This is a genomic window from uncultured Devosia sp., assembly GCF_913055165.1.
Classification (GTDB): Bacteria; Pseudomonadota; Alphaproteobacteria; order Rhizobiales; family Devosiaceae; genus Devosia.
The window spans coordinates 1-22,907 of the sequence record NZ_CAJXJS010000024.1 but is presented as its reverse complement, the minus strand read 5'-3'; the positions used below and the strand labels follow the sequence as shown (position 1 = coordinate 22,907).

Annotated in this window: 23 protein-coding genes; 9 read left to right on the top strand and 14 right to left on the bottom strand. The window is 61.8% G+C overall.

Features of this window, described 5'->3' with window-relative positions:
- Positions 1-51 precede the first annotated feature (51 nt).
- The 7 genes from glp to QZ564_RS09815 form a co-directional block, all read right to left on the bottom strand.
- A complete protein-coding gene (gene glp, locus QZ564_RS09845; protein WP_297108620.1) occupies positions 52-1,257 on the bottom strand; it encodes a gephyrin-like molybdotransferase Glp in 1,206 nt (401 codons plus the stop codon).
- Entirely contained in the window at positions 1,254-1,733 is a 480-nt protein-coding gene (gene moaC, locus QZ564_RS09840; protein WP_297108617.1) for a cyclic pyranopterin monophosphate synthase MoaC, read from the bottom strand. Before moaC ends, glp begins: the two co-directional genes overlap by 4 nt.
- Complete coding sequence (gene trpC, locus QZ564_RS09835) at positions 1,733-2,545, bottom strand: indole-3-glycerol phosphate synthase TrpC (protein ID WP_297108612.1); 813 nt, start codon at positions 2,543-2,545, stop codon at positions 1,733-1,735. Before trpC ends, moaC begins: the two co-directional genes overlap by 1 nt.
- Entirely contained in the window at positions 2,545-3,561 is a 1,017-nt protein-coding gene (gene trpD, locus QZ564_RS09830) for an anthranilate phosphoribosyltransferase (RefSeq protein ID WP_297108609.1), read from the bottom strand. The genes trpC and trpD overlap by 1 nt, the downstream gene beginning before the upstream one ends.
- Positions 3,561-4,160 carry an aminodeoxychorismate/anthranilate synthase component II gene (locus QZ564_RS09825; RefSeq protein WP_297108606.1) on the bottom strand — a complete coding sequence of 200 codons (600 nt, stop codon included), beginning with the start codon at positions 4,158-4,160 and terminating at the stop codon, positions 3,561-3,563. Before QZ564_RS09825 ends, trpD begins: the two co-directional genes overlap by 1 nt.
- Before the next feature lie 80 nt (positions 4,161-4,240).
- Complete coding sequence (trpE, locus tag QZ564_RS09820) at positions 4,241-5,749, bottom strand: anthranilate synthase component I (protein ID WP_297108603.1); 1,509 nt, start codon at positions 5,747-5,749, stop codon at positions 4,241-4,243.
- 30 nt (positions 5,750-5,779) lie between these two features.
- Positions 5,780-7,654, bottom strand: a complete 1,875-nt coding sequence (locus QZ564_RS09815; RefSeq protein ID WP_297108600.1) for a peptidylprolyl isomerase — start codon at positions 7,652-7,654, stop codon at positions 5,780-5,782.
- A 123-nt stretch (positions 7,655-7,777) separates the two neighbouring features.
- On the opposite strand from QZ564_RS09815, the gene tpiA reads away from it, so the two are divergent.
- From tpiA to QZ564_RS09795, 4 genes are all read left to right on the top strand, one after another.
- Positions 7,778-8,533 carry a triose-phosphate isomerase gene (gene tpiA, locus QZ564_RS09810; RefSeq protein ID WP_297108597.1) on the top strand — a complete coding sequence of 252 codons (756 nt, stop codon included), beginning with the start codon at positions 7,778-7,780 and terminating at the stop codon, positions 8,531-8,533.
- Between the two features lie 143 nt (positions 8,534-8,676).
- On the top strand, positions 8,677-9,186 hold the full coding sequence (gene secG, locus QZ564_RS09805) for a preprotein translocase subunit SecG (protein WP_297108594.1): 510 nt from the start codon (positions 8,677-8,679) through the stop codon (positions 9,184-9,186).
- 112 nt (positions 9,187-9,298) lie between these two features.
- Entirely contained in the window at positions 9,299-10,927 is a 1,629-nt protein-coding gene (locus tag QZ564_RS09800; RefSeq protein WP_297108591.1) for a CTP synthase, read from the top strand.
- Between the two features lie 164 nt (positions 10,928-11,091).
- Entirely contained in the window at positions 11,092-11,268 is a 177-nt protein-coding gene (locus tag QZ564_RS09795; RefSeq protein ID WP_297108589.1) for a DUF4169 family protein, read from the top strand.
- Here QZ564_RS09795 and QZ564_RS09790 read toward each other — a convergent pair whose 3' ends face one another.
- Positions 11,269-11,790: an anthrone oxygenase family protein gene (locus QZ564_RS09790; RefSeq protein WP_297108586.1), complete on the bottom strand. Its 522-nt coding sequence runs from the start codon at positions 11,788-11,790 to the stop codon at positions 11,269-11,271.
- A 65-nt stretch (positions 11,791-11,855) separates the two neighbouring features.
- On the opposite strand from QZ564_RS09790, the gene QZ564_RS09785 reads away from it, so the two are divergent.
- The gene (locus tag QZ564_RS09785) at positions 11,856-12,497 is read left to right on the top strand and encodes a TetR/AcrR family transcriptional regulator (RefSeq protein ID WP_297108584.1); all 642 of its coding nucleotides are present in this window, start codon (positions 11,856-11,858) and stop codon (positions 12,495-12,497) included.
- A gap of 21 nt (positions 12,498-12,518) precedes the next feature.
- Here the strand turns inward: QZ564_RS09785 and QZ564_RS09780 are convergent, their stop codons facing one another.
- Positions 12,519-12,950: a VOC family protein gene (locus QZ564_RS09780; protein ID WP_297108581.1), complete on the bottom strand. Its 432-nt coding sequence runs from the start codon at positions 12,948-12,950 to the stop codon at positions 12,519-12,521.
- A 91-nt stretch (positions 12,951-13,041) separates the two neighbouring features.
- Here QZ564_RS09780 and QZ564_RS09775 point away from each other — a divergent pair, with 91 nt between their 5' ends.
- Entirely contained in the window at positions 13,042-13,998 is a 957-nt protein-coding gene (locus QZ564_RS09775; protein ID WP_297108578.1) for an NAD-dependent epimerase/dehydratase family protein, read from the top strand.
- Positions 13,999-14,100: 102 nt separating this feature from the next.
- The gene (gene eno, locus QZ564_RS09770; RefSeq protein ID WP_297108575.1) at positions 14,101-15,378 is read left to right on the top strand and encodes a phosphopyruvate hydratase; all 1,278 of its coding nucleotides are present in this window, start codon (positions 14,101-14,103) and stop codon (positions 15,376-15,378) included.
- A gap of 327 nt (positions 15,379-15,705) precedes the next feature.
- Here eno and QZ564_RS09765 read toward each other — a convergent pair whose 3' ends face one another.
- The 3 genes from QZ564_RS09765 to QZ564_RS09755 all read right to left on the bottom strand — a co-directional run bounded on the left by QZ564_RS09765 (position 15,706) and on the right by QZ564_RS09755 (position 18,539).
- Positions 15,706-17,181: an AMP nucleosidase gene (locus QZ564_RS09765; RefSeq protein ID WP_297108572.1), complete on the bottom strand. Its 1,476-nt coding sequence runs from the start codon at positions 17,179-17,181 to the stop codon at positions 15,706-15,708.
- Between the two features lie 307 nt (positions 17,182-17,488).
- Entirely contained in the window at positions 17,489-17,923 is a 435-nt protein-coding gene (locus QZ564_RS09760; RefSeq protein ID WP_297108569.1) for a DUF1801 domain-containing protein, read from the bottom strand.
- Between the two features lie 7 nt (positions 17,924-17,930).
- Positions 17,931-18,539, bottom strand: a complete 609-nt coding sequence (locus QZ564_RS09755; RefSeq protein ID WP_297108566.1) for a DUF1176 domain-containing protein — start codon at positions 18,537-18,539, stop codon at positions 17,931-17,933.
- Between the two features lie 74 nt (positions 18,540-18,613).
- Between QZ564_RS09755 and folD the strand changes: the two genes are divergently transcribed.
- Both folD and QZ564_RS09745 read left to right on the top strand, forming a co-directional pair.
- Positions 18,614-19,516 carry a bifunctional methylenetetrahydrofolate dehydrogenase/methenyltetrahydrofolate cyclohydrolase FolD gene (gene folD, locus QZ564_RS09750; RefSeq protein ID WP_297108688.1) on the top strand — a complete coding sequence of 301 codons (903 nt, stop codon included), beginning with the start codon at positions 18,614-18,616 and terminating at the stop codon, positions 19,514-19,516.
- Positions 19,513-20,067, top strand: a complete 555-nt coding sequence (locus tag QZ564_RS09745; protein WP_297108563.1) for a DUF1643 domain-containing protein — start codon at positions 19,513-19,515, stop codon at positions 20,065-20,067. Before folD ends, QZ564_RS09745 begins: the two co-directional genes overlap by 4 nt.
- A gap of 80 nt (positions 20,068-20,147) precedes the next feature.
- Here the strand turns inward: QZ564_RS09745 and QZ564_RS09740 are convergent, their stop codons facing one another.
- A complete protein-coding gene (locus tag QZ564_RS09740; protein WP_297108560.1) occupies positions 20,148-20,492 on the bottom strand; it encodes a hypothetical protein in 345 nt (114 codons plus the stop codon).
- Positions 20,493-20,504: 12 nt separating this feature from the next.
- Positions 20,505-22,907 (bottom strand): methionine synthase (gene metH, locus QZ564_RS09735; protein ID WP_297108557.1); only part of this gene is annotated, 2,403 nt, incomplete at its 5' end.

The following is a 22,907-nucleotide window of genomic DNA, read 5'->3' as shown; positions in this document are numbered from 1 at the left end:
TGCCTTGTGGGAAGCTAATGGGAAACGCAAATCAAGCGGCGGGCGAATGCCTCAGAAGGCGTCTATGCGCAAGGCCTCGACGATACTGCCGGCCGGCCTTCCGGGATCGTGTTCCGGTTGCACAATCAGTAGATCGGCCGCGGCCAGTGATGAGGTATGGCCGCTGTCGATCTGGCTGATGGGATCGGCGGCCATCGTTCCGTCCGGGCCATGGACGAGCTGTGCCCGCATGAAGTGTCGGCGCGCGCTGTTGGCCGGTGTCGGGGCTGCAAGAGGCAGCCGCAAGGGCAGGGGACCAGCGTGGCCCAGAAAGGCACGCAGAGCCGGCTTGATGAACACCAGGGCGGTGACCATGGCGGAAACGGGATTGCCCGGCAGCCCGAAGACCAGCGTCCTGCCCCGGGTGCCGAACATCAGCGGCTTTCCCGGCCGCATATTGATGCGCCAGAAGTCGAGCGACACGGCAAGGTCGTTGAGGACGCCCTGGACAAGGTCATGTTCGCCAACCGAGGCGCCGCCTGTCGTGATCAAGAAGTCCGGCTCGGCGCTCAGGATCCCGCCAAGGCGTTCGCGCAATTGCCCGGGATCGTCGGCGAAAATGCCATGGTCGGTGACGATGCGGGCATAGGGCGCCAGCATGGCCGCGAGACCAAAGCTGTTGGAGGCTAAGATCTGGTCGGGGCCGAGGGCGGTGCCGGGGAGAACCAGTTCATCGCCTGTGGCAACCAGCGCTATGCTGGGACGGCGCGCCACGGTCAGCCGTGCCTGGTTGGCTGCCGCCGCAACAGCGATCTGCATTGGTGTGAGGCGTGTACCTGACGTAATCAGCACCTGACCGGTCGAAAAATCATTGCCCTTGGGCCGAACACTATGTCCGGGACGGGCCGGCACGGTGAAACGGACGAAGTCGCCTTCCCGCACCGCCTCTTCCTGCATGATGACGGTGTCAGCCCCTGGTGGCACCGGCGCGCCGGTGAAGATGCGCACAGCCTCTCCCGGCTGCACGCTGCCGCCATAGCCAGCGCCGGCCTGAGACGTTCCGATCACGCGCAACCGCGCGCCCTCCGAGACATCGGCCGCACGCATGGCAAAGCCATCCATCGCGCTGGCGTTAAAGGGCGGTTGGTTATGCCCGGCAATGACCGGTGCAGCGAGCACTCGGCCCACCGCATCGGACAAACGGACCTCTTCCCTGGTCACATCGGGCACACGCGCCAGGATGGCCTGCAAGGCTTCATCGACAGGGAGCAGGCTCATATGTCGCGCCGGAAATCGCCGGATTTGCCCCCGGACTTTTCGACAAGGCAGAGATCGGAAATGACCATGGCACGGTCAATGGCCTTGGCCATGTCGTAAAGCGTCAGCGCCGCCGTTGACGCGGCGATCAGCGCTTCCATCTCCACACCGGTCTGGCCGGTGGTTTCGGCACTGGCCAGAACGCAGATGCTGGTCTCGGTATCGCCCGCAATATCGACGCTGACCTTGGTCAGCGGGATGGGGTGACAGAGCGGGATGAGGTCTGATGTCTTCTTGGCCGCCATGATCCCGGCAATACGGGCGACCGCCAGGGCATCGCCCTTCTTGAGCCCGCCACCCAGAATAGTGGCAATGGTTTCTGCTCGGCCGCTCAACACAGCCTGGGCAACGGCTCGACGTCGCGTAACCGCTTTGTCACCTATATCAACGATATGGGCTTCGCCCTTTCCGTTGAGATGGGTGAGCCCTTGTGCCATCAGCGCACCGTTTCCGGCGCGCCCATGAGGAGGGCGCGGGTGGCGGCAACCACGTCGTCCTGCCGCATCAGGCTTTCACCGACCAGGAAGGTGCCGACATTGCAGCGCTCGTCCAGCATCGTGACGTGCTCGTGGGTCATGATGCCGCTTTCGCTGACCAGCAGCACATCGTCCGGAACCCCCGCAGCCAGATTGACAGTCGTCTCCAGCGTAGTCTCGAAGGTGCGCAGATTGCGATTGTTGACGCCGATGAATTTCGCATCGAGTGCCAGGGCGCGATCAAGTTCAAGCTGATCATGCACTTCCACCAGCGCGTCCATGCCCCATTCCTCGGCCGCGTCGAGCAGGTAACGTGCCACATCGTCGCCGACTGCAGCCAGGATGATCAGGATGCAGTCTGCGCCCCAGGAGCGCGCCTCTGCCACCTGATAGGTTTCAAACAGAAAGTCCTTGCGCAGGACGGGAAGCTTGGTGGCTGCCCGCGCCTCTATGAGGTAGCTGGGCGAGCCCTGGAAGCTGGGCCGATCGGTCAGAACCGAAAGGCACGCCGCCCCCGCCGTCTCATAAGCGCGGGCGATTTCCGCCGGATTGAAATCCGCACGGATCAACCCTTTGGAGGGGCTGGCCTTTTTCACTTCGGCGATCAGCGCATAGTCGCCCCTGGCGCGCTTGTCCTTGATGGCCTTCACAAAGCCGCGCGGCGCCGGCTGGTCATGGGCCTCTGCCACAACCTCCGCCCAGGGCCGCATGCTTTTGGCGGCTGCAATTTCTTCGCGCTTATAGGCTTCGATTTGCTTGAGAATATCGCTCATCAGGCTTGTCCGTTCGATACCGCCACAAGTCGGGCGAGGGTCGCCCTTGCCTTGCCGCTGTCTATGGTGTCCCGCGCCATGGCAATGCCGTCTTCAATCGACCCCACCTTGTCCGCCACCAGCAGGGCAGCCCCTGCATTGAGCAGCACCGTATCACGATAGGCGCCCGCTGCGCCCTCGAACAGGGCGACAATGGCGGCGGCATTCTCCGCCGGCTCACCACCCAACAGATCCTTGGGATCGGTGAGCCTCAGGCCCACCCGCTCGGGATGAAGTTCAAAACTGCGCAGATCGCCATCGGCAATCTGGGCCACGAAATTGGGGCCGGACGTGGAGAGTTCATCCAACCCCTCACTGGAATGGACAACCCAGGCCTTGATGGCGCGGTTGGCGAGCAGCGCTGCCGCGACCGGTTCCACCCATTCCTGCGCATAGACGCCAAGCAGGTAGCGCCGCACTCCGGCCGGATTGGATTGTGGACCCAGGAGGTTGAACAACGTGCGCACGCCCATTTCTGCCCGCGCCGGCCCCACATGGCGCATTGCCGGATGATGGTTGGGCGCGAACATGAAGCCGATATTGGCCTCGGCAATGGTCTTGCCGATCTGTTCGGGCGTCAGATCCAGCTTGACGCCCAGTGCCTCAAGCGCCTGCGAGGAACCGGAGCGCGATGACAGCGCCTTGTTGCCGTGCTTGGCGACGGGCACACCGGCGGCTGCCACAACCAGCGCGGTGGCCGTCGAGATATTGAGGCTGCCCACCCCGTCGCCGCCAGTGCCCACAATGTCGATAGCGTCCCCGGGCGCGGTGACGGGCACCATCTGCTCGCGCAGGATGGACACGGCAGCCGCGATTTCGCCCACAGTCTCGCCCTTGATGCGCATGCCCATCAGGAACGCGCCAATCTGGGCCGGGGTGGCGTCGCCATTCATGATGATGCGCATGACGTCGCGCATCTCTTCGCCGGTGAGGTCCTTGCCGACGGCGATCTTGTTCAGAGCTTGCTTGATATCCATCACGCAACCTTCTTTCCGTTGAAGTCGCGGGCAATGTTGAGGAAATTCTGAAGGAGCGCATGCCCGTTTTCCGAGGCGATGCTTTCAGGGTGGAACTGCACGCCATGCAGCGGCAGGCTCTTGTGCTGCATGCCCATGATGAGCCCGTCATCGGTGGTGGCCGTGACTTCCAGCTCGTCCGGCAGGGTGTCTGCCTTGACGATCAGGGAGTGGTACCGGGTGGCCTCGAAGTCGTTGTTGAGGCCGCGGAAAATGCCCTTGCCGGTATGGTGGATATTGCTGGTCTTGCCGTGGAACAGGCTGGGCGCGCGCACCACGTCGCCACCCAGCGCCTGGCCCATGGCCTGGTGCCCCAGGCACACGCCCAACATGGGGATGGTCGACTTGAACCGATCGATGACCGCCAGGCAGATGCCGGCCTCATTGGGTGTGCAGGGGCCGGGGGAAAGCACAATGGCCTGGGGCGCCATGGCGGCGATTTCTTCGAGCGTAATCTTGTCGTTACGCCTGACGGTGATGTCGGCGCCCAGTTCCCCGAGAAAGTGGACGAGGTTGTAGGTGAAGCTGTCATAGTTGTCGATGACGAGGGTCTTGGTCATTGGCCTGTCCTCATGGGTGGTTCTTTAGGGAAGGTTTCAGAACCAGCCCCGCCATCGCCTATTCGTTCCCATCACGCCCATCACTGGCCCACTCCTGCCTCGCCCGCATAGCGTAGCGCTTCCTCGGCGGCGCTGAAAAGGGCGCGTGCCTTGTTCTCGCACTCGAGCTGTTCGAGCTCCGGACGGCTATCCGCGACAATGCCGGCACCGGATTGAACATAGAGCTTGCCGTCCTTGACGATCCCGGTGCGCAGCACAATGCAAGTGTCCATCGTGCCATCGGCCCCAAAATAGCCCACGCAACCGCCATAGATGCCGCGTCGTGACTTTTCGAGCTCGTCGATGATTTCCATCGCCCGGACTTTGGGCGCGCCCGACACGGTGCCGGCGGGAAAACCGGCAGAGAGCGCATCGACAAAGTCATATTGGGGGTCAAGCTCGCCAACGACGTTGGAGACGATATGCATGACGTGGGAATAGTATTCGAGGAAGAACTTGTCGGTAACCTTGACCGAACCGATCTTTGCGACACGGCCCACATCGTTGCGCCCCAGATCGAGCAGCATCAGATGCTCTGACAGCTCCTTGGGATCCGACAGCAATTCCGCGGCCAGTTCCTTGTCCCGCGTGGGCGTTGCACCCCGCTTGCGCGTACCGGCGATCGGACGGATCGTCACCTCGCCATCCTGCACCCGCACCAGGATTTCGGGACTGGAACCCGCAAAGGCGAAACTCCCGAAATCAAAGAAATACATATATGGGCTGGGATTGGTACGCCGCAGCGCTCGATAAAGCGCGGTCGGGGGCAGGGTGAAATCAGCCGAAAAGCGCTGGCTCAGCACGACCTGGAAGATGTCGCCGGCGGTGATGTAGTCCTTCGCCCGCGCCACCATCTCGAAATATTCATCGCGCGTGGTGTTGCTGGTGACCGCAATGGATTCAAGATCGGCCAGGGCAGGGGCAGCCGGTGTTGCTCGGGTCAGTCGCGCGATCGCGTCGCTGATCCGGTCCTCGGCTGCCGCCAAGGCCTGCGCAGCCGTCACGCCGTCGCGGACATAGACGGGCGCGGTCAGATAGAGTTCATCCTTGACCGTGTCGAAGATGGCCAGCAGTGAGGGACGCATCAGCAGCGCCTCAGGCGTCTGCAGATCGTCGGGATTGGCGTTCGGCAACACTTCCATGTACCGCACCATTTCATAGCCCAGATAGCCGTAAATGCCCGCCGATTGGGGTGGCAAACCCTGTGGCATGTCGATTTGGCTCTCGGCGACCAGATTACGCAGCGCGTCGAGCGGCATGTCGTCCAGTGGTTCGAAAATATCGGGTGTGGTCTGGGCACTGCGATTGATCGAGGCCTTGCCGTCCTCGACCTTGAGGATCAGATCCGGCAGAAGGCCGATCATGGAATAGCGGCCGCGTGTGGTGCCGTCTTGAACGCTCTCCAGCAGGAACGTGTGAGAACGGCCCGCGGCAAGCTTGAGATAGGTGCCAATGGGCGTTTCCAGATCCGCTACGACGCGACGCCAGACGAGTCCAGACTTTCCGGCATCGTATTGCGCGGCAAAGGTCTTGGAGTAGTCGTCGCCCATTTTGGTCTGGTTCCGTTGGTGAGAAGGCCGTTATTGGCCGTAGTTCTGGACAAGCAGCTGGTTCAGCGCCTGCTGGTTGATACGAAGGCCGGCATCGTCCCGCACGGCAGCCACGAACTCGGCGGTCAGGCCGGCTCGGGTTTCGGCATCGAGGCTCGCAAGGGTCGCATCATCAAGCGGCTCGCCTGCCTCGGTCGTGTCCACAACCTGGAACACCACATGTTCGCCGCTCTCGCTCAGAACGGCCCCGGCATGCCCCGGACCACCGGCGAAGGCTGCCGAAGCCACGGTGCCGTCGATCAGCCCGTCCTCCGAGCCGAATCGCGTGAACGGCGCGCTGAGCTGGGGGAAAACGCTCATCTCCAACCCGATATCGGAGAGGGCTTCGCCTGCTTCAAGACGCGCAACGATGTCTTCGCCCCTTGCGGCCAGCGCCTCGTTCACGCGCTCTTCCATAATGGCAGCCTCGACCTCCGCGCGCACTTCATCCAGCGTTTGGTCGCGGGCCGGCTCCACCTGCTCGAGATCGAACCACAGATGAGCGTTGCCCGACAGGGGGATGGAGGGGATCAACCGGTCCTGCTCGGCCGCGAATATTGCTTGCGATACACGCTGGTAGTCCTCCGGCCCAAGGTTGGGCAGCACGGAGAGCTCAGACCCGCCAGCGGTCACTTCCGCCTCATAGACCGGCAGCCCAAAGCGTTCGGCGATCTGTTCGATCGGCTGGAAGGCCGCGCGCAGTTCTTCAATCTGGTCGAGAATGTCGCTGATTTCTGTCCGCGCTTCGGCAAGGGTGAGGCGCTGGACGATCTCGTCGCGGGCTTCCGCCAAAGTCGGCTCGCGCGCTTCCTCGATCGCATCGACATGCACCGCACGCTGGCCGCCAATGCCCTCGATGATGGCGAACCCGCCCTCCGGAAGCCCGAAGGCCGCAGTGGCCAGGCGACTATCGGTGATCTCGCCTTCGGTCAGCGTTCCCAGGTTCGACGGTGTCAACCCGGCTTCGGCAACGAGGGTGTCGAAATCGGTGCCGGCAGCAAGACCGGCCTCAAACTGCGCCTGCAGTTCGGGCGTGGCCAGCGAGACCTGCTCGATGGTCCGCCGCTCCGGCGTGGTGAGCGATGCCTTTGTGGCCTCGTACTCGGCCGCGATGGCGTCCTCCGAAATGTCCTTGGTTGCCGCCAGCGAAGCCAGCGACAGATCGAGCAGTTTGACTGACCGGCTTTCGACAGTCCGGTATTCCGCCTGGTGCTCGCTGAGATAGGCCGCCAGTTCCTCCTCAGTGGGTGAGGCTGGGGTCTCGATGCCTGTTTCGCTCAAGATCAGATAATCGATGGTCCGGGTCGCGGTGGCATAATCATTGATAAGCCCGGCGGCGACTTCCGGCATGTCGACATCGGCAAATAGCGCGGTGGTCAGCTGCTCCCGGCGGGCCTCGTCCGCCCGCGCCTCGAAATACTCGGCCTCCGTCCAACCGGCGCTCTGCAACACCTGGGAGAACAGGGCGGGATCAAAATTGCCGAGCGTTCCGTGGAAAGACGGATCTTGACGCAAAAGCTGCGCCAGCTTGGCGTCGGATACGCCTAGCGCGAACTGGCTGGCCAAAGTGTCCAATGCCGCGCCCTGCGAAAGCCCGAGAATGACGGAAGTGGGAATGCCCATCGCCTCGGCCTGGCTGGCCGTTGGCACCGATCCCATCTGCTGCGCGAAGGCGTTGACCTGGTTCTGATAGGCCCGCAGGAATTCCTGCGAGGTGATCTCCTCATCGCCGACGCGCGCCACCGTATTGCTGCCCAGGTCGACAATCACATTGTTGATGCCGAAGCCCGCTACACCGACAAGCAGGAACGCCCCCAGGATCTTTCCCGGCCAGGATTTTGCAAAATCACGCAAACCATCGAGCATCTGAAGCGTTCCAGTTTCGGGTCCGACCCTTTACCCTATGGCCAGGGACGGACTACTAAGACAAATACGACAGCCGGGGTTAGGGCAAAGCCCCGTCCGGCGCAAGAGGCAGGAGTACCAAGATTGTCGACCGTATCACCGCTGATCGCCGGAAATTGGAAGATGAACGGGCTCACCCACTCGCTGGATGAGCTGACCGAACTTGCGCGTCTGCTGACCACAGGCGAGTCGCCGCGGGCCCTCGTCGTGGTCTGTCCACCCGCCACCCTGCTCGCCGCTGTGGCTGCCCAGGGCGCATCGAGCGGCATCATCGCCGGTGGGCAGGATTGTCACCAGGAATCTCACGGCGCCCATACCGGCGACATCTCCGCCAGCATGCTGGCCGATGCCGGCGCGCAATATGTCATTGTTGGCCACTCAGAGCGCCGCACAAATCACGGGGAAACCGACGAGACCGTCCGCGCGAAGGCAGAGGCGGCCATCGGCGCCGGCCTCAAGCCAATCATCTGTATTGGCGAGACCGAGGCTCAACGGGACGCCAACGAGGCCGAAGCGGTGGTCTCGGCCCAGCTGGCGGCCTCGATTCCCGATGCGGCCGAACTCCACGAAGTGATTGTCGCTTACGAACCGGTATGGGCCATCGGCACCGGGCGGACGCCCACGATCGATGAGATTGACCAGATGCACAATGCCATTCGCGCGCGCCTTGTCGATCGCTTCGGCCTTTCCAAGGGGGAGAGCATCCGCATTCTCTACGGCGGTTCGCTCAAGCCGCAGAATGCACATGAAATCCTGCGCGTCGGCAACGTCAATGGCGGTCTTGTTGGCGGCGCAAGCCTCTTGGCAAAGGACTTCTATACGATTATCTCCGCCGTCTAGAGCAACCGGGCGGTCATCCGCTTGCGGCGAAAAAGCGCTGCGGGCGGCTGGTATTTGCCGTTCGGGGGGTGTATGACCCCGCATCCTTTCCAACCCGGGCGGGCCTTTTGGCATGTCCGGACCGACGCAAAGACAAGAGATTCATGGCCAACGTACTGCTCGTCGCCTATTTGCTGATCGTGCTGGCGCTGATTGTCGTCATCCTGATCCAGCGTTCCGAAGGGGGCGCTCTCGGCATTGGTGGCGGTGGTGGCGGCGGCCTGATGACCGCCCGCGGCTCGGCCAATCTTTTGACCCGGACCACGGCCATCCTTGCGGTGCTGTTCTTTGCCTCCGCGATCGGTCTGACCATTCTGAACGAGCTTGATCGCGGGACCTCCAGCATCCTGGATAATGCCACGACGTTGGAAGATGGCACGCAGCCGTCCACCGTGCTCGATGCGCTCAATGCATTGCAGGGCGACGACACCTCCGACCTGCCCCTGCCGACCGATACGGCGACACCGGCCGTCGACGCAACGACGACTCAGCCGACTCAGGGTGACCTGCCGGTTCCCGAGGCGCCTGCTGCCGGCGCTGATGCTGCTGCAACGCCCGACGACGCTTCGGGTGGCACCGCTACTGAAACGCCCGCGGCGCCGACGGGCAACTGATCCGCCGCAAGGCGTCCGTGAAAAAGGGGATGGCGACATCCCCTTCTTCTTTTTGTGTAGAGCGGCTTTCCCGCTCTGCGAATCGACAATGATGTGCTTATGGTGATCGCCCATGGCTCGGTACGTATTCATCACCGGAGGCGTGGTTTCCTCCCTTGGCAAAGGTCTGGCTTCGGCGGCGCTTGGCGCTGTCCTGCAGGCACGCGGCTATAAGGTCCGCCTGCGCAAGCTCGACCCCTATCTCAATGTGGATCCCGGCACGATGTCGCCGACCCAGCATGGCGAGGTCTTCGTCACCGATGACGGTGCCGAGACCGACCTTGACCTGGGCCACTACGAGCGCTTCACCGGGCGCGCCGCCAACAAGCAGGACAACGTCACCTCCGGCCGGATCTATTCGGACCTCTTGGCCAAGGAGCGCAAGGGCGAGTTCCTGGGCGCGACCGTACAGGTCATTCCCCACGTGACCGATGCCATCAAGAGTTTCGTTCTCGATGGTAATGAGGACTACGATTTCGTGCTGGTCGAGATCGGCGGCACCGTGGGCGACATCGAGGGTCTGCCTTTCTTTGAAGCCATTCGCCAGCTTGGCAACGAGTTGCCGCGCAACCACGCGGCCTATCTCCATCTGACCCTGATGCCCTACATCCCCTCTGCCGGGGAGCTCAAGACCAAGCCGACGCAGCACTCCGTCAAGGAATTGCGCTCGATCGGCATTGCGCCGGACGTACTGCTGGTCCGCTGCGACCGGCCCATACCCGAAGGCGAAAAGAAGAAGCTCAGTCTCTTCTGCAACGTCCGCGAAACCGCCGTCATCCAGGGCTTGGACGTTGCCTCGATCTATGACGTGCCGGTCGCCTATCACAAGGAAGGGCTGGACCGCGAAATCCTCGCGGCCTTCGGCATTACCGACGCACCCGAACCCGATTTGTCTGCCTGGGACGAGGTATCGCGCCGCTACCACAATCCCGAAGGCGAGGTGAATATCGCCATCGTCGGCAAATATACTGGCCTTAAGGACGCCTATAAGTCGCTCTCTGAAGCGCTCACCCATGGCGGGATCGCCAACAAGGTGAAGGTCAACCTGCAATGGATCGACTCCGAAGTCTTCGAACGCGACGACCCCGCGCCCTATCTTGAGCACGTACACGGCATTCTAGTGCCCGGCGGCTTCGGCGAGCGCGGCTCGGCCGGCAAGATCGAAGCGGCGCGCTTCGCCCGCATCAAGGACGTGCCCTATTTCGGCATCTGTTTCGGCATGCAGATGGCTTGTATCGAGGCCGCCCGCAACACCGCGGGCATCAAGAATGCCTCATCCACCGAATTCGGCCCGACCAAGGAACCGATCGTGGGCATGATGACCGAATGGGTGAAGGGCAACGAGAAAGAAACCCGCGGGGCTGAGGGTGACATGGGCGGCACATTGCGCTTGGGCGCCTATCCGGCCCAGCTGACGCGCGGCTCCCGCGTCGCCGACATTTATGGTTCCACCCGCATTTCGGAGCGCCATCGTCACCGCTATGAGGTGAACATGGAGTATCGCAAGCTGCTGGAAAAGAACGGCCTGCTGTTCTCCGGTGTCTCGCCCGACGGCAAGCTGCCCGAAATTGTCGAGCGCACTGATCACCCCTGGTTCATCGGCGTGCAGTTCCACCCCGAACTGAAATCCAAGCCGTTCGAGCCACACCCGCTCTTCACCAGCTTCATTGCTGCTGCGATGGACCAGAGCCGGTTGGTCTAGGCATAGAAGGCTATTCCCAATACGGTTCCGCCCTCGGGCTTTGCCCAAGGGCCTCTGTCCACTCTATACGCGTTGGAACTGGTCCTCGGGTCAAGCCCGTGGACGGCACTGTGTTGGGCGAGGGCAGGGCGCCATGCTAAGCTCCCATTGTCTGGAGACACCACATGGCTGAAATTCTCTCCCTCTCCAAAGCCCGCAAGGCCAAGGCCCGCACCGAAAAGGAAGCGGCGGCCGAGGCGAACCGCTTGAAGTTCGGCCGCACCAAGGCCGAAAAGCTCAAGGATGCGGCCGAAAAGGCGAAGGCCGATAAACATATCGACGGGCACAAGCGGGAAGACTGATCAGGCGGCTGTAGAGGCCGCGCGGGATGCATCCTTGTATAGGAAGAGCCCCGACAGGGCTGCCAGGAAGGCGAGGCCCGAGGCTATGGTGCGGAGCTGGTTCCAGAATTGCCATGGTTGCGAGTAGTCCTGCCAGATAGTTTTGGCCGACGCGACGTCCTGAGGTATGGCGACTGTCGCCAGAGCTTCGTTCATGGGGACATTCACCCCCAAGGTCACCATGAGGCAAAACCCGGCATAGAGAGCGGCAGCCAGCGCGAACGCAGCCGCACTCAATCGGTGCTTCTGCGCGAGGAGCAGGGCGGCAGTCAGTCCCAGTGCAATCGGTGTACCGAAGAAGGCGGGCGCAAAGACCGCATTGCGCACCGAAGCATTCATCGCCTGCATGGCCGCGATGGCTATCCTGGGGTCGGCCGCATCAAGCCCCCACATGGTCGAGCAGACCCAGGCATAGAAGAAGCCGAAAATGGCTGCGCTCAACACAAGCGACACCGTGATCACGACGACGGACAGAATACGCATTGCCGGCTCCCTTGCTAATGCGCCATTTTCCGTACAAATATGTACGGACATACATAACCGTATACATGTGTACGATTATTTGTAAAGCGGGGGAGCGGGTGAAAGAAGACAGGCGAAAAGAGCGTCACGAGCAGATTTGTCGCGCAGCCTATGAGCTCCTGGCCACGCACGGCTATGGGGGGACCTCGATGCTCTACATTGCCCGCGCGGCCAAGGCATCCAACGAAACCCTCTATCGCTGGTATGGCGACAAGGATGGTCTGTTCAGGGCCATGGTACGGGACAATGCCGCCGAAACGCGGATGATACTCTCCGACGCCATTCAGGCGCAGGCTGACCCCAGACAGACGCTGGAGAGGGTGGCCCCGATCTTTCTCACCATGCTCCTTGGCGAACGCGCCATTCTGCTCAATCGGGCTGCGGCAGCGGATCCAAACGGCGCATTGGGTGCGGCCATATCCGCGGGTGGCAGGAACGAGATCATGCCACTGTTCGAAGGCGTCATGGAACGCCTCTGCCAGGGGAAAGCAGTCACCGCGAAACAGGCGACACAGTGGTTCCTCGGTTTGCTGATCGGCGATCTGCAGATCAGGCGCGTCATCAACGACGCGTCTGCGCTGTCAGAGTTGCAGGCGCAAATGCGCTCACGGGAAGCCTTGGAGGTCTTCTATCGCCTTATCGATGGGTCATTGCCGGCCGCTGGGTAGCGAGTGCCGACGAAGACCGGCTCACCAATCCACCTGGCAGACCACGCCGTCGGGCCCGAATTGCATGCTCTCGGGCGTATACTGAAAGATCTCAATCTTGACCCCGCTCGGGTCGGCCAGCCAGCATTGCCAGGTGTGGTCGACACCCAGTTTCTTGTCTGTCACCGACACACCCTTGGCCTTCGCATTGGCCATGAAGCCGTCGATATCGTCGGTCTCGAAGCAGATGTGATTGATCTGGTTGGTGTCTTCGAAGCGGCTCTCGCCTTTGCGGAACACTTCGACGAAGGTGCGGTTGCCGAAATCGAGATAGAAGCCGATGCGGTCCTCTCCGCGCTTGAAATCGAATTTTGGCGCCACTCCCAGCACGTCGCGATAGAAGGCTTCCACGGCGTCGAGGTCGCGGGCGAAAATGCAGGTATGGGCCACCTGCTTGATGAGCGGGCTTGTCACGTCGGTCTCCTCCGGAATCTGCAAGCTGGACAGCATGCCCTGACATGTTAGGACATGGAAGGCATTCGGACCAGACGGGAGGGGATCAATCATGGCACGCATTGTCGTTATCGGGGCCACGGGTCATATCGGCACCTATCTCGTTCCGCGCCTCGTCCGGGCTGGCCATGATGTCGTCGCAGTGACACGTGGCACCTCCGAGCCCTATCTTCCGAACACGGCCTGGGAGCATGTAACGCGCGTGCGGATCGACCGCGCGGCCGCCGAGGCCAGCGGAGACTTCGGCCGGGCGATCGCCGATCTCAATCCCGACATTGTCATCGACAATATCTGCTTCACCCTCGACAGCGCCCGCCAACTGGCAGAGGCCCTGATCGGCAAGGTCCGCCACTTCCTCCATATCGGCACAATCTGGACGCATGGCTTTTCCGAGGTCGTGCCGGCGCCCGAGGACGTCACCAAGAGGCCCTTCGGCGAATACGGCCTGCAGAAGGCCGCCATAGAAGACTATCTGCTCGGTCTGGCGCGGCGTGACGGCTTCCCGGTCACCATTCTGCATCCCGGCCACATCGTGGGGCAGGGGTGGTCGCCACTCAATCCCGCTGGTCACTTCGACAATATCGCGTTCGAAACGATCGCGCGCGGCGGAACATTGGCCTTGCCCAATTTCGGCATGGAGACAGTGCATCATATCCACGCGGATGACATCGCCGTCCTGCTGATGCTGGCCATGGAGAATTGGAGCGTGTCCGTAGGGGAAGCCTTCCATGCTGTCTCGCCCGGCGCCATCACCCTCCGCCACTATGCCGAAGCCATGTATCGCTGGTTTGGCAAGCAGCCATCGCTGAGCTTCCACCCCTGGGAGGAATGGAAGGCGATGCAGACGCCCGAGAATGCTCAGGCGACCTGGGAGCATATTGCCCGTAGCCCCAATGCCAGCATCGCCAAGGGGCGCCGGCTGCTCGGATACGCTCCGCGCTATAGTTCACTCGAAGCGGTGCAGGAATCGGTGTCCTGGCTCATCACCAAAGGCAAACTGGCCGTCTAGCAGGCTTTCTATGCGCGTTTTTTGCGCATCCCCTCTTTTCACTGTCACACGGCCCGTCTAGACAGGCACTCACACCCAAAAAGCTTTCCGGGAAGGGCTCGCATGTCTTCAATTATCCACGTCAATGGCCGCCAGATTTTCGACAGCCGCGGCAACCCGACCGTCGAGGTCGATGTGGTGCTGGACGATGGCAGCTTTGGCCGCGCGGCCGTGCCGTCAGGCGCCTCGACCGGCGCCCATGAGGCCGTGGAACTGCGCGACGGCGGCGCTCTCTATATGGGCAAGGGCGTGACCCAGGCAGTCGAGAACGTCAACACCGTCATTGCCGACGAGATCCAGGGCATGGACGCGCTTGATCAGCTCGCCATCGACCAGGCCATGATCGAGCTCGATGGCACCGCCAACAAGGGCAAGCTCGGCGCCAACGCCATTCTCGGCGTCTCCCTCGCCGTTGCCAAGGCCGCCGCCGAATCGAGCGAGCTGCCCTTCTATCGCTATATCGGCGGCCCGAACGCCCACGTCCTGCCCGTCCCGATGATGAACATCATCAATGGCGGCGAGCATGCCGACAATCCCATCGACATGCAGGAATTCATGATCCTGCCCGCAGGCGCCAAGTCGCTGGCCGACGCCGTGCGCATCGGCGCCGAAATCTTCCACACCCTCAAGAAAGGTCTCTCGGCCGAGGGCCATAACACCTCCGTGGGTGACGAAGGCGGCTTTGCCCCGAACCTCAAAAGCGCCGACGATGCCTTGGGCTTCATCATGCGCTCGATCGAAAAGGCCGGTTACAAGCCGGGCGAGGACGTCTTCCTCGGTCTAGATTGCGCCGCCACCGAATACTACAAGAACGGCAAGTATGAGATGGTGGGCGAGGGCAAGTCGCTCTCCTCTGACGAAAATGTCCGCTTCCTCGAGGACCTTGCCAATCGCTATCCGATCATTACCATCGAAGACGGCATGGCCGAGGACGATTGGGATGGCTGGAAGGCTCTGACCGACGCCATTGGCAAGAAGGTCCAGCTCGTCGGCGACGATCTCTTCGTCACCAACACCCAGCGCCTCGTATCGGGCATCAAGATGGGTGTCGCCAATTCGATCCTGGTCAAGGTCAACCAGATCGGCTCACTGTCGGAAACCCTGAACGCCGTCGATACCGCGCACCGCGCCGGCTACACCTCGGTCATGTCGCACCGCTCGGGCGAAACCGAGGATTCGACCATTGCCGACCTCGCCGTGGCCCTGAACTGCGGTCAGATCAAGACCGGCTCGCTCAGCCGTTCGGATCGCCTGGCCAAGTACAACCAGCTGATCCGCATCGAGGAGCAGCTCGGGTCGTCGGCCAAATATGCCGGCTATTCGGTGGTCAAGGGCCGCTGATCGGTTCGCCAAAAGTTACGCAAATGCCCGGGAGCGATCCCGGGCTTTTTCTATTCGGGAATCCCTGCCCAATGGCCAATACCCACGAGCCCTACAGCGATCATGCCGGTCAGCCATCCCACCGCGCAAATCTTGTAGTAGGGCAAATATGCGGGTGTCCCGATCCCTGCCATATAGTCATGTGCCCGCGAGGGTCGGTCAATTGATCTGTCTTTCCGTGACTGCAGCGCGATACGCAGCAGGCCATAGGAAAACAAGCAGACGGATATCGCGATCAGAACGAAGAAGATAGAAAGTAGAACCGCTCGCATTCTGTCACCCAGAGGCCTACTGAAACGCCGTCTCCGCAAAACTGCGTAGTTTCCGCGAATGCAGCCGTTCCGCTGGCTGGTCCCGCAAAATCTCCATGGCCCGAAGCCCGATCTGCAGATGCCGGTTGACCTGCGTGCGGTAAAAATCCGAGGCCATGCCGGGCAGCTTCAATTCGCCATGAAGCGGCTTATCCGACACGCACAATAGCGTGCCATAGGGCACGCGGAAGCGGAAACCATTGGCCGCAATGGTGGCAGATTCCATGTCCAGCGCCACGGCGCGCGACTGGCTGAGCCGCCGCGTGATTTCCACTTGGTCGCGAAGCTCCCAATTGCGGTTGTCGAAGGTCGCCACCGTGCCGGTGCGCATGATCTTCTTGGTTTCCAGCCCCTCGGTCTGGGTGATTTCCTCCACTGCCCGTTCCAGCGCCACCTGCACCTCGGCCAGCGCCGGAATGGGCACCGAAAGCGGCAGATCGGCATCGAGCACATGGTCCTCTCGCACATAGGCGTGCGCCAACACATAGTCGCCCAGTTCCTGGCTGTTTCGAAGGCCCGCGCAATGTCCCAGCATGATCCAGGCATGCGGACGCAGAACGGCGATATGGTCGGTGATGGTTTTGGCGTTGGACGGCCCCACACCGATATTGATCATGGTGATGCCGCGGCCGCGGTCGCCCACCAGGTGATAAGCCGGCATCTGTGGGGTGCGCGGCGGAGGATTGCCCGTCACCCCGCCACCGGTCAGCATATTGTCGGTCGCGACATTGCCCGGCTCGATAAAGCGCTGGTAATGCGGATGTTTTTCCGCCATCCAGCCCTTTGCCAAACGGCAGAATTCGTCGATATAGAACTGGTAATTGGTGAAGATCACGAAGTTCTGGAAATGCTCGGCATCGGTGCCAGTGTAATGCGCCAGCCGGAACAGCGAATAATCCACTCGCGGCGCGGTAAAGGCTGAGAGCGGGTAGGGCCCGCCCCGCGGCGGCACATAGGTGCCATTGGCAATCTCGTCGTCGGTATTGCCCAAATCCGGCGCGTCGAACAGATCGCGCAACGGTACGTCCATGGCGTTGAGTACCTTGCCGTCGAGATGATCGCGCGGGCCCAGCGCAAAATGCAGCGGGATCGGCGTATCGGACTCGCCAACTTCAATGGCCCCGCCATGGTTCTTGAGAATGACGGCGAACTGCTCCTGCAGATAACCCTTGAACAGGTCCGGCGCTGTCACCGTTGTGCGATAGATGCCCGGCGTATGGAGATATCCATAGGGCAGGGTGCTTTCATGCTTGGAATAGCTGGTGGAACGCACTTCCACCTGCGGATAACAGGCACGCACACGCCCGGCAGGTACCTCGCCCTTTGTCAGGCCTGCGAGGTGGTCGCGAATGAAGGCACAGTTGCGATGATAGATATGCGCGATATGCGCCCAGGCCGCCTCCGGATCGGTAAAGGACTGTGTGGCAAGGCGTGGCGGGCTGAGTGTGGTCATGTCTGTCCTTTGGGGCGGCCCGCGGATCGGGCGGCGAAACTGGAATCGTACTGCGTTGACCGCTCAATATAGAGGCCGCATGACGGCTTCTCAACGCGGGTGCCGTTTGCATCGCATCTTTCACACTTCGGTGACCGGCTCTTTTCTCGCCGCAATTGCGCACCATCTTGCGCTGTAGTTCATCGGCACAGCAAACGACCCATGCAACCGATGAGCGGGAGCGATTTGCCGCTTGTCCCCCAAGCCCTCAACAGCGCGGTGGGTCGCATCCCCTAGAGGCCGCCCGGCAGAGATGCCGTGGCGGCCTTCACTTGTTCGGATAGGTGGTCCGCAGCTTGTGCACCGAGATATCGACCAGCTCGCGCAGCACGTCGAGATCGATGTCGCCCAGGCGCTTGACGTAAAGACAGGCCTTGCCCATGCGGTGCTTGCCGAGCCTGGCCAGCAGCGCCTCGCGCCTTTCATTCTCTTCGGGAAAGTATGTGCCCATCAGATAGATGCTGAACTCGGCCTTGCGAGGCGCAAAGCCCACGAGAAACGCATCGCCCTCATGCCCGGTGGGATAGCGGTAGTGATATTGCCCGAAACCCACCATGGTCCCCCACAACACTGGTGGTTCCCCGGTCGCTTCGCTCATCAACTCCACCAGCACGTGCGAGTCAGCGCGCTTTCGGTCATCTTCCACCTGGGCGAGAAATTCTCCGACATCACCGGTGTGTGGCTTGGTCTTCTGTTCGGCCATGACCGCTTCACTGCTCCGTCTGGTAATTGACCAGTACCTCGCCGTCCATTTCGCCGTCATAGCTGGCATCGACGGTGAAATGGACCAGCGAGAACGCTCCATCGCGGAACACCCATGTCCCCGCGGAACTGGCATCGCCCAGCCCGCGCCACTTCGAAAACGACTCGATGGTCAGGGTGTCCGGATCAAAATAGGAGTTCACCAGCAGGTTCCGGGACGTCATCCCAACCACCGTGATGGCTTCGACGGCCCCGTTATAGTCGTCATTCTCATATTTCACGTCGAAGGCCGGCTCGGCAAAGCCCAGCGGCTGCAACCCGTCATACTCCCTGAGCAGGTAATAGGCGTGGCTCTCGTTGTAAGCGCCGGAATAGCAGAACAGCCGCACTAGCGTGACCTCGGCACGATCGCTTTCCTCGCCCGAACTCCAACTGGGTAGATAGCTGAACGTCCAGCTCTCATAGTCGTTCTCAGGCACATATCCGCTCCCCTCGCAGGCATCGCCCCCCGCCAGCTTATGCAGCTTCCTGGCCTGCTTCTCCAGCGAGGCGTCCTGTGCAAGTGCAGCGGTGGCCGAAAGCGCCAGAATTGGCAGCCAAAGCAATGGACGGATCATTCCTCATCCCTTATGTCGAAGCGCAAAAGCGGGTCCTCCACCCGCCCTTGGCACTAAAGCAGATCGAGGCCGAAATGACCGCAAAAATCATCGACGGAAAACGCTTTGCCGAAGATCTGCGTGGCCGCATTGCCGGCCATGTCGCCCGCCTCAAGGCCGAACACGGCATCACCCCGGGTCTGGCAGTGGTGATCGTTGGCGAGGACCCGGCCAGCCAGGTCTATGTCTCCTCCAAGGCCAAGCAGACCGCTGAAGTGGGCATGAATTCGTTCAAGCACGAATTGCCCGCCGATACCCCTGAAGCAGACCTGCTCGCCCTGATCCAACAACTCAATGCCGACCCCGCCGTTCACGGCATCCTGGTGCAGATGCCGGTGTCCAAGCACATCGACCCCAACAAGGTCATCGAAGCCATCGATCCGGCCAAGGATGTCGACTGCTTCACCCCCGCCAATGTCGGCAAGGTGCAGATTGGCCTGCCCGGCCCGGTATCCTGCACGCCACTGGGCTGCCTCATGCTGCTGCGCGACGAGCTTGGTTCGCTTGAAGGCAAGAGTGCCGTCATCATTGGCCGCTCCAATCTCGTCGGCAAGCCCATGGCGCAGTTGCTGCTGCGCGACAATTGCACCGTTACGGTGGCGCACTCGCGCACAAAGGACCTGGCCGATGTGGTACGCCAGGCCGACATCGTCGTGGCCGCTGTCGGCCGCCCCCAGATGATCAAGGGCGACTGGATCAAGCCGGGTGCGGTGGTCATCGATGTCGGCATCAATCGGGTGCCCGCCCCGGAAAAGGGCGAGGGCAAGACCCGCCTCGTCGGCGACGTGGACACAGATGCAGCCGCTCAGGTCGCTTCCGCCATCACCCCGGTACCGGGTGGCGTCGGCCCCATGACTATTGCCTGCCTGTTGGCCAACACCATCACCACTGCTTCGCTGATGAATGGCCTCACCCCGCCGAGCGATCTCACGGCATGAATGATCTGGCGCATGATCCCGGCGGCAAGGTGCGCCTTCGCCTGGGCGAAGGCGTGCGCGGCGACGCCCTGATGAGCGCGGACGGCCGCTATCGCCAGCGCATGCGCCGTTGGCTGGGGGAGACATTCCCCGAGACCTACATCGTCTTTATCGGCATGAACCCGTCCACGGCGGATGCGACCGTGGACGACCCCACCTGCGCCCGCGAGTGGAACTTTGCCCGCCGCGAAGGCTTTTCCGGCATGGTCAAATGCAATATCGGCGACTATCGCGCGACCGATCCCAAAATGCTGGTGCAGCCAGGCGTCGAAGCGGTCTCACCAGCAAATCTGCCCATCATCCGGGAAGCTGCCGGCGGTGCCGGGCGCGTCGTCCTCTGCCATGGCAAGCTCAATAGGGCACTGGCCCCAGCCGGACGGGAGATTGTGGCGGCTCTGATCAGCGACGGCGTTGAACTCTGGTGTTTCGGCACCAATGCCGACGGCTCGCCCAAGCATCCGCTCTATCTCCGGGCAGACACGCCGCTCGTGCCCTTCTCACCTCTCCTTTAGGGGGAGGTCGGCGCGCAGCGCCGGGTGAGGGGGCTTGGGCTGCACCTTACTCCCTCTCCGCTGGCAAGGGGGAAGATGGCTCACCCCACCAGCACGAACATCCGTGCCACTGTATGGTCCCGCAGCGCCTGCGCCGGCAATTTGCCGGTGAGTGCCGCAACAACCTGTCCCTTGTCCGCCACCGCGCTGGCATCCACCACCACCCGCGAAAACGCGGGGCGCATATTGCGCCGGTACTCTTCGAGCAGGTTGTAGAGCAGCGCCCGCACATCGGTAATGCCGGAGCAGGCGACGCAGACATCGCCGTCCGCATGTCCATGCCCAGAATTTGCCGGCAGCCGGATCAGCACAGTGTCGCCATCGAGCGGCACCAGCGTTCGTGGATCCGAGATCAACGTGACAGGTATGGGGTCAATCCGTGACATGCCCGTTACCAATTACTCCGCCGCCACCTTGCCAGGCATATAGTTCAATATTGGCGCCAGCCAGCGCTCAACCTCTTCGACATCCATGTCCTTGCGCTGCGCATAGTCGATCACCTGATCGCGCTCCACTTTCGCCACGCCGAAATAGTAGGCTTCCGGATGGGCAATGTAGATGCCTGATACCGATGAGCCGGGCCACATGGCATAGCTCTCGGTCAGCGATACACCGACGCTGTTCTCTGCGTCGAGCAGGCGGAACAGGGTGGTCTTTTCCGTGTGATCGGGCTGGGCCGGATAGCCGGGCGCCGGGCGGATGCCCTGATAGGGCTCGCCGACCAGTTCGTCGGGTGACAGCGCTTCATCGGGCGCATAGCCCCAATATTCCTTGCGCACCCGCTCATGCATATATTCGGCCATGGCCTCGGCAAACCGGTCGGCCAGGGCCTTCACGAGAATGGAGGAATAGTCGTCATTGGCGCGCTCATAGCGCTCGGCAATCGCTACCTCTTCAAGGCCGGCCGTGACCACGAAACCACCGAGGTAATCCGGCTTGCCGGTCGCCAAAGGCGCCACGAAGTCGGAAAGCGCCATATTGGGCTTGCCATCGCGCTTGGAAAGCTGCTGGCGCAAGGTGAAGAATGTGGCGAGTTCCTCCTGGCGCCCCTCGTCGACGAACAGACGAATATCATCGCCCACCGCATTGGCTGGCCAGAAGCCGATGACGGCCTTGGGCTTGAACCACTGCTCTTCGATGATCTGCCCCAGCATCTTCTGGGCATCGGCCCACAGCGCGCGGGCGGCCTCGCCCTGCTTTTCGTCTTCGAGAATGGCCGGATAGCGACCTTTCAATTCCCAAGTCTGGAAGAAGGGCGTCCAATCGATATATCGGGCGATTTCCGCCAGGTCGAAATCGGTGAAGCTGCGTGTGCCCAGGAAGCTGGGGGCAGGGGGCGTGTACCCCGCCCAGTCGGGCGTGAACGCGTTGCCGCGAGCCGCTTCCAGCGGCAAGCGCCGCTTTTCGGACTCGGCCCGCTCATGCGCCGCTGCGGCCTTGGCATATTCGGCCCGGACCTGTTCGATGAACGAAACCTTGGTTTCGTCAGAGAGCAGGTTCGAAACCACGCCCACCGCGCGGCTGGCGTCGTTCACATGCACGGCTTGGCCCCGCGCATAGCGCGGATGAATTTTGACCGCCGTGTGCACGCGGCTGGTCGTTGCCCCGCCGATCAGCAACGGGATGTCGAAGCCCTCCCGCTCCATTTCGGCCGCCACATGCACCATTTCATCAAGCGACGGGGTGATTAGGCCGGACAGGCCGATGATATCGACCTTTTCCGCTCGCGCCGTCTCCAGGATCTTCTGGCTGGGCACCATGACGCCCAGGTCAATGATCTCGTAATTGTTGCAGGACAGGACCACGCCGACGATGTTCTTGCCGATATCGTGCACGTCGCCTTTTACGGTCGCCATCAGCACCTTGCCCGCGCTCTTGCGCCCGGCAGCATCGCCATTGGCGTCCTTTTCAGCTTCCATGAACGGCATGAGATAGGCCACGGCCTGCTTCATCACGCGGGCCGATTTCACCACCTGCGGCAGGAACATCTTGCCCGAGCCAAACAGATCGCCCACCACATTCATGCCGGCCATCAGCGGGCCTTCTATCACGTGCAGCGGCCGCTCGAAACTTTGCCGGGCTTCCTCGGTATCAGCCTCGACATATTCGGTAATCCCGTTGACCAGCGCATGGGTAATGCGGTCGGCCACAGGCAGTTCGCGCCAGCTCAAGTCCTTGGCCTTGCCGGCTCCGCCGCCTTGTCCCTTGTACCGCTCGGCAAGCTCCAGCATGCGGTCCGTGGAGTCCGCGCGCCGGTTAAGGATCACGTCCTCGCAGGCGTCGCGCAATTCCTTGTCGATGGTTTCATAGACCGCCAACTGGCCGGCATTGACGATACCCATGTCCATGCCGTTCTGGATGGCATAGTAGAGGAATACGGCGTGCATCGCCTCGCGTACCGGCTCATTGCCGCGGAACGAGAACGACAGGTTCGAGATACCGCCCGAAATATGCACATGCGGCAGGGTGTCGGTGATTTCCCTGGTCGCCTCGATGAAGTCGACGCCGTAATTATTGTGCTCCTCGATGCCGGTTGCGACAGCGAACACATTGGGGTCGAAGATGATGTCTTCGGGCGGCAGGCCGACCACCTCGGTCAGGATTTTGTACGCCCGCGCACAAATTTCGACCTTGCGCGCCTTGGTGTCCGCCTGTCCGGTTTCATCAAACGCCATAACGACGACGGCTGCGCCATAAGCCTTCACCAGCCGCGCGTGATGGATGAACGCCTCTTCGCCTTCCTTGAGCGAGATGGAATTGACCAGCGCCTTGCCCTGCACGCATTTCAGGCCCGCCTCGAT

What these genes read in the sequence shown, in the direction of transcription:
- QZ564_RS09795 (WP_297108589.1), top strand. Translation starts at nt 11,092, where the DNA reads ATGGCTGAAATTCTCTCCCTCTCCAAAGCCCGCAAGGCCAAGGCCCGC.
- QZ564_RS09815 (WP_297108600.1), bottom strand. Translation starts at nt 7,654, where the DNA reads ATGCTCGATGGTTTGCGTGATTTTGCAAAATCCTGGCCGGGAAAGATC.
- QZ564_RS09790 (WP_297108586.1), bottom strand. Translation starts at nt 11,790, where the DNA reads ATGCGTATTCTGTCCGTCGTCGTGATCACGGTGTCGCTTGTGTTGAGC.
- QZ564_RS09775 (WP_297108578.1), top strand. Translation starts at nt 13,042, where the DNA reads ATGGCACGCATTGTCGTTATCGGGGCCACGGGTCATATCGGCACCTAT.
- trpD (WP_297108609.1), bottom strand. Translation starts at nt 3,561, where the DNA reads ATGGATATCAAGCAAGCTCTGAACAAGATCGCCGTCGGCAAGGACCTC.
- QZ564_RS09765 (WP_297108572.1), bottom strand. Translation starts at nt 17,181, where the DNA reads ATGACCACACTCAGCCCGCCACGCCTTGCCACACAGTCCTTTACCGAT.
- QZ564_RS09740 (WP_297108560.1), bottom strand. Translation starts at nt 20,492, where the DNA reads ATGTCACGGATTGACCCCATACCTGTCACGTTGATCTCGGATCCACGA.
- folD (WP_297108688.1), top strand. Translation starts at nt 18,614, where the DNA reads ATGACCGCAAAAATCATCGACGGAAAACGCTTTGCCGAAGATCTGCGT.
- QZ564_RS09745 (WP_297108563.1), top strand. Translation starts at nt 19,513, where the DNA reads ATGAATGATCTGGCGCATGATCCCGGCGGCAAGGTGCGCCTTCGCCTG.
- QZ564_RS09825 (WP_297108606.1), bottom strand. Translation starts at nt 4,160, where the DNA reads ATGACCAAGACCCTCGTCATCGACAACTATGACAGCTTCACCTACAAC.
- glp (WP_297108620.1), bottom strand. Translation starts at nt 1,257, where the DNA reads ATGAGCCTGCTCCCTGTCGATGAAGCCTTGCAGGCCATCCTGGCGCGT.
- secG (WP_297108594.1), top strand. Translation starts at nt 8,677, where the DNA reads ATGGCCAACGTACTGCTCGTCGCCTATTTGCTGATCGTGCTGGCGCTG.
- trpC (WP_297108612.1), bottom strand. Translation starts at nt 2,545, where the DNA reads ATGAGCGATATTCTCAAGCAAATCGAAGCCTATAAGCGCGAAGAAATT.
- moaC (WP_297108617.1), bottom strand. Translation starts at nt 1,733, where the DNA reads ATGGCACAAGGGCTCACCCATCTCAACGGAAAGGGCGAAGCCCATATC.
- trpE (WP_297108603.1), bottom strand. Translation starts at nt 5,749, where the DNA reads ATGGGCGACGACTACTCCAAGACCTTTGCCGCGCAATACGATGCCGGA.
- eno (WP_297108575.1), top strand. Translation starts at nt 14,101, where the DNA reads ATGTCTTCAATTATCCACGTCAATGGCCGCCAGATTTTCGACAGCCGC.
- QZ564_RS09785 (WP_297108584.1), top strand. Translation starts at nt 11,856, where the DNA reads ATGTGTACGATTATTTGTAAAGCGGGGGAGCGGGTGAAAGAAGACAGG.
- QZ564_RS09800 (WP_297108591.1), top strand. Translation starts at nt 9,299, where the DNA reads ATGGCTCGGTACGTATTCATCACCGGAGGCGTGGTTTCCTCCCTTGGC.
- QZ564_RS09760 (WP_297108569.1), bottom strand. Translation starts at nt 17,923, where the DNA reads ATGGCCGAACAGAAGACCAAGCCACACACCGGTGATGTCGGAGAATTT.
- QZ564_RS09755 (WP_297108566.1), bottom strand. Translation starts at nt 18,539, where the DNA reads ATGATCCGTCCATTGCTTTGGCTGCCAATTCTGGCGCTTTCGGCCACC.